Origin of the sequence: Methylorubrum thiocyanatum, from assembly GCA_014138645.1 — a bacterium.
GTDB lineage: Bacteria > Pseudomonadota > Alphaproteobacteria > Rhizobiales > Beijerinckiaceae > Methylobacterium > Methylobacterium thiocyanatum.
The window spans coordinates 1-4,540 of record JACJIB010000022.1; the positions used below are offsets into that span (position 1 = coordinate 1).

Annotated in this window: 3 protein-coding genes and 1 pseudogene; 1 reads left to right on the plus strand and 3 read right to left on the minus strand. The window is 57.1% G+C overall.

The window, feature by feature from the left end:
• Positions 1 to 62 precede the first annotated feature (62 nt).
• The 3 genes and pseudogenes from HNR51_RS26445 to HNR51_RS26455 all read right to left on the minus strand — a co-directional run.
• Positions 63 to 491 carry a hypothetical protein gene (locus tag HNR51_RS26445; protein WP_182556946.1) on the minus strand — a complete coding sequence of 143 codons (429 nt, stop codon included), beginning with the start codon at positions 489 to 491 and terminating at the stop codon, positions 63 to 65.
• Positions 492 to 1,012: 521 nt separating this feature from the next.
• Positions 1,013 to 1,324, minus strand: coding sequence for a hypothetical protein (locus HNR51_RS26450; protein WP_182556947.1), 312 nt, complete (start codon positions 1,322 to 1,324; stop codon positions 1,013 to 1,015).
• A gap of 355 nt (positions 1,325 to 1,679) precedes the next feature.
• Positions 1,680 to 1,917, minus strand: a pseudogene (locus HNR51_RS26455) (IS110 family transposase); the annotation flags it as partial.
• 301 nt (positions 1,918 to 2,218) lie between these two features.
• On the opposite strand from HNR51_RS26455, the gene HNR51_RS26460 reads away from it, so the two are divergent.
• A complete protein-coding gene (locus tag HNR51_RS26460; RefSeq protein ID WP_182556949.1) occupies positions 2,219 to 3,031 on the plus strand; it encodes a sulfite exporter TauE/SafE family protein in 813 nt (270 codons plus the stop codon).
• The last annotated feature ends 1,509 nt before the right edge of the window (positions 3,032 to 4,540 follow it).

Consider the following 4,540-nt stretch of genomic DNA (forward strand, 5'->3'; position numbering starts at 1 on the left):
GGCTCACCCCGAACGCGTTTGCAACCCGGCCCAAACAGGACCAGAACCAGAACAGACTCTAGTTATGAACGGGGGAAGACAGGGGGCAAGGTCATGCATCCCTCAATGGTTTTGCTGGTCTGCTGATCGACCATGGCTCGATCCGCAGGGTCACGGGCAGCCAACTCACCGAGCCCGAGTTCGGGTACAACCTGTGTCGCAATCTCCTCTTGTTTCGCTTGTAGGGCTATGATGCGCGCTATTGCCTCCTCTTCTGTCGCGTGCCCAACCTGTCGCGCAAGCGTGTGTCGCCACCCAAGCGGGAACGACGCACCGCGCAGCCTTATCCGATCCGTGACGCTGGCTAGCACAAGCTGCCAGTGCTCCGGGCTTAGCTCAGCGAACCTCTTGCCCAGGCCGAGGTTGTGGGCCGCGAGCTCGGCGACTTCTATCCACTCGCGCAGCAGGTCGGGCTTCTCGGCCGGGACAGGAACAACGGGCGCATCGGGCATGCTGAACCCCCTTCAGGTGAGCTCGGGCTACCATAACGCTGTGCGACGCAAGTCTTCAGCATCTCGCAATGAGACAAAGGCTGGCTTCTCGTGTTCGAGATCGAGGAATAGCCTGGACCTCACATTGTCATGCCGCTTGCAGTTTGTCCTTCCCGAAACTCCGAGAATGGCGCTTAGCAGCACTCTATTAGTCAGCTGCAGCAGGCCGCCATGACCTAAGAAGAGTACGACAGGATAGAATTCGCGCCCCCCCTCTCCCCCCCCCGCCGCAGTCCGACCATGTCCAACTGCGCTTAGAATATGAGATATATTTTTGACGCAGGCGAGCCAAATAAATACTGCGCGACGATGGAGATGGTGGCGGCTAACAAATCTGCGTCCGCCAAGTCGGAGAGGCTTCAGCCGCTCGGTTGCGCCCGGATACAGCTACGAGTGGCGCAACCGAATTGCCTTGCCAACCATCATCTTGCACGTACAGATGCGACTCCATTGCTGGCGATTGGAGCATGTTTGCTTGGTTACTAATGATCGCGGAAGCAGGCTATATGAAATGAACGTTTGGCAGGCTTGCCGCAGACATCATATGTATGAACCTGCATCTGGTACGGGTCGTTGGTCAGCCCAACGGTGATGAGCCCAGGCTCAACAACCTCTTCCTCGGCGCTACCGATGGTTCCGGCGAAATTGGTCTTGGCCTCGCCCTGAAGCGGAATCTTCCAGGTAATAGTATATTTGTTATCACCCGTTTGCTCGCATTTATCGATCATGTAGCCGCGAGCAATGGAACCGTCAGATCGTATGACGCAGGCTAATCTGTTTTCGAACTTATCCATGTTTCGCTCCTATCAGGAAGCCGTCTCTCCTGGAATGAACATTTGATTGGGACGATGATCGCGGACAGAAATGCCAATCGTAGCGAGCGGCGCACGCCCCGCCATCACAACCCTAACCAGACAGCCCTGTCGTTCAGCGATCAGTAGTAGTGGGTTTAGAGTGGGCTTGCAAGCTTCAAAATGGTCTAATTGCATCTTCAAAGCGAAATCGCGGCTTATTTCGCAATCTTTGCTGTAGCAATCATAAGACAGCATAGGAGTTTCTGTTTCAGGATTCGGGGCCAATGTGATTAAATTCTAGGCGCCAATTCAATTGAGCAAAATTCGCATTGGCTCATTTGTTATAGACGCCAATCATCGCCGCAATCGCGGTGCGGTTGCGTCGCTCTTGCATGCAGACGACCCTGAGCATGCGGAGTTCGGTCATTTCTTCGCACAGCCATCCTGCCAACGCGCCTAGCTCCGTTGCCAGCGCCTTCAACTCGTTCACCACCTCCGCCTCGCTGACCGCTTTTTTCATCATAGACAACACACACGGAGGTCTCGGCCAACGAAATCTTAAGAGCGGCAAAGTAGCGAACGACATCTGCCATGGGCCGACATCGGACTGGCAGGCGTTCAATTCAGCCGACGATGCTGCCAAAGGGAGACACTCCTGCGAGCGATCGTCTCAGCGAGCTCCGAGAGGATGCTGGCGGAACAGATCGCCTACAATTTGCTTTTCGGCATTCAGATCAATGCGGCGGTACGGCGTAGAGGCCAAACTGATGCCGTCTAGCCGGGCAGCGTGCCCCAACGCTGATCGCTTGTGCGAATGCATGCTCGCGCGCTTGGCATATCAGGATCGAGCATGCAGCTCGAGCCCGCTGCTTTGATTGTGCGGAACATCGAGCTATGGATGACCTCGTCCTTCGCATCATTATTTTCGCAATAGTCGGCTTGGTCTCCGGTTTCTTATCCGGACTGTTCGGCATCGGCGGCAGCACCGTGCGCCTACCGATCTTTATTTATCTGTTTCCATGGGTCGGCATCGAACACTCGATACTGATGCATGTGGCATCGGCCACATCAATGGCACTGGTCATTCCGAGCGCCATCACCGCAAGCCGTGAACAATATGCACTCGGGAACCTCGATTTTGCGTTCTACAAAACATGGGTGGTCGGCCTCTTCGTCGGCGTTGCCTTCGGGGCAATCTTGCTTCCCTATATCTCGACTGAAATTCTACAGAGTCTCTTCGCAGTCTACATTCTCTTGGTCGGCCTCTACATCGCTGTCGGCCGTGGACGCGCTTTGTCCGCCGGCCAGCCACCGTCGGGCATCAAGAGAATTGGCCTCGGCTCGTTCGTGGGACTCGTCGCGGCCATGACCGGAACAAGTGGCGGTACACTGACGACCCCGCTCTTAAATACCTGCGGGCTCGCCCTGGAAAAAGCGATCGCGATTGCCTCCGCCACCGGACTGGTGACCGGAAGCATCGCGACGATCGGTGGCATCATCAACGGATGGAATGCCCAGGATCTGCCCTCCTATTCATTGGGCTACGTGGACGTCGTAATCTTCATCGTAATGATGCCGACGGTGATGATCAGCGCGCCCCTGGGCGTATATGTCGGCAATAAATTTAGTCAGACGATGCTGGAGCGGACCTACGCAGCGTTACTCATCCTGGTCGGCGCCGATCTCCTATGGCGGCTGGCCTCCTGACCCATAATGGTGGGAGCATCGTCTCCCGGTGCCAGTCATGCGTTCCCGCGCATGCCTCCATCTGATTCGTCGTTGCCGTGCGGACCGTGCATGGGGCTTATCACGGCGACCTGTTCGTCTGGCCATGCTTGGCGACTGCGGCTGACACCGTGAATTAATGCTAAAACCATGGGCCCGAGAGGCCATCATGCTGACAGTCCTGCCGAGATGGCGGCGAGGCGCACCCCTGGGCCATCATCAACTCATCGTCAACCATACGATCCCCACTCCGAAGATGGTCAGCAGTAGTGTGAAGAGGAGCACCCAACGCATATGGTTGCTGGTCTCACCCTGACGTGCCTCGTCGGTGGTTTCAACTGTGCGACGGTCGGTCATACCAAAAGCTCCATTTATTTGTTCATACGGTTTGCGACTGATGGGGCCGATTGAGTCATGAGCTGGCTGGTATTCTAGACTGAGCCGATTGAGAGGCTCCGCCTGGCGTCCGCCCCCGCTCTCCAAACACTCACGCTCGTCAAGCGGTACTGGAACGCCAGGATGGGCAAAATGCCCGCAAAATTCCTAGTCGCTGACCAAGTCTTATCAATAAAAACAGCTGGAATAACGATTGTGCATTCGCCGGTGTTTGATTCTTCTCAATTCGCTGCGATTAGGAGCCGCTCGATAAAGGGGTGCTCTCTCCGCCGATCCCTAGATTGCTATCGTTGCCCGTGACTGCTGCGGCTATCACGGCGGAGTCGCGTCGCGGGCATCGCCCCAGGCGATCCCGGTCATTGATCGTAGCCCCTCTGGACCAGCGCGCCGATCAGACCGGTGAGCCGCAGGATCTCGACAGCGCCGACGAACCCATTCGCAGTTAGGATCGGCCCAGCAGCCTCTCCGGTACCGGGAAGTTGGAATGGACGCGCTAGGGATCGGGGACTGCTTGTGATCGGCCCCAATCCGTTATTCCAGATTTTAAGGAGAATGAAACTAACCGGTTAAGTCATGGAAGCCCATGGCCTCCTCGCGGCTTTGCGAAGAGCCTATCGAGAGACAGGGCATCTGTTGCCTCTGCAAGGACCGAGCCGTGATCATTGGCCAAACCGAGAGGCAGATCACCCGCTTGAAGCTCGTTGAGCGACAGATCTTCGGTTGAGCGATAATCGATCTGCTTGAAGCGCTGCTCATCGGCGTTGGTGGGTCCGAATACGTCGTGAGCGCGCCCGTCTTCTTTGGACTCAGGTTGACACACGCCTCAGTTGGGAGGACGATGGAATACAACAGCCCGCGAGCCATGCCGGACGGGGGGTCTAGCAGGTATCGATGCGCTGACGGCCTTCGGTCGAATGCGCCTCGTTCGCGGTGACGTGCCACCGTTGCTCTCAAGGCTTGGTTGTTCCCATGTCACCGTCCCCCCGCCGCTTCGGCGGCCGGTCCCTGCTGTCCGTCGCGGCCGCCCTTCCTCTCGCGATGCCCGGCCCGGCCCAGGCTCAGGAAGCTCCCACGCGGCTCGACGAGATCGCCGTG

Excerpts from the sequence above, each read along its gene's own strand:
- HNR51_RS26445 (WP_182556946.1), bottom strand. The coding sequence starts at position 491 with ATGCCCGATGCGCCCGTTGTTCCTGTCCCGGCCGAGAAGCCCGACCTG.
- HNR51_RS26450 (WP_182556947.1), bottom strand. The coding sequence starts at position 1,324 with ATGGATAAGTTCGAAAACAGATTAGCCTGCGTCATACGATCTGACGGT.
- HNR51_RS26460 (WP_182556949.1), top strand. The coding sequence starts at position 2,219 with ATGGATGACCTCGTCCTTCGCATCATTATTTTCGCAATAGTCGGCTTG.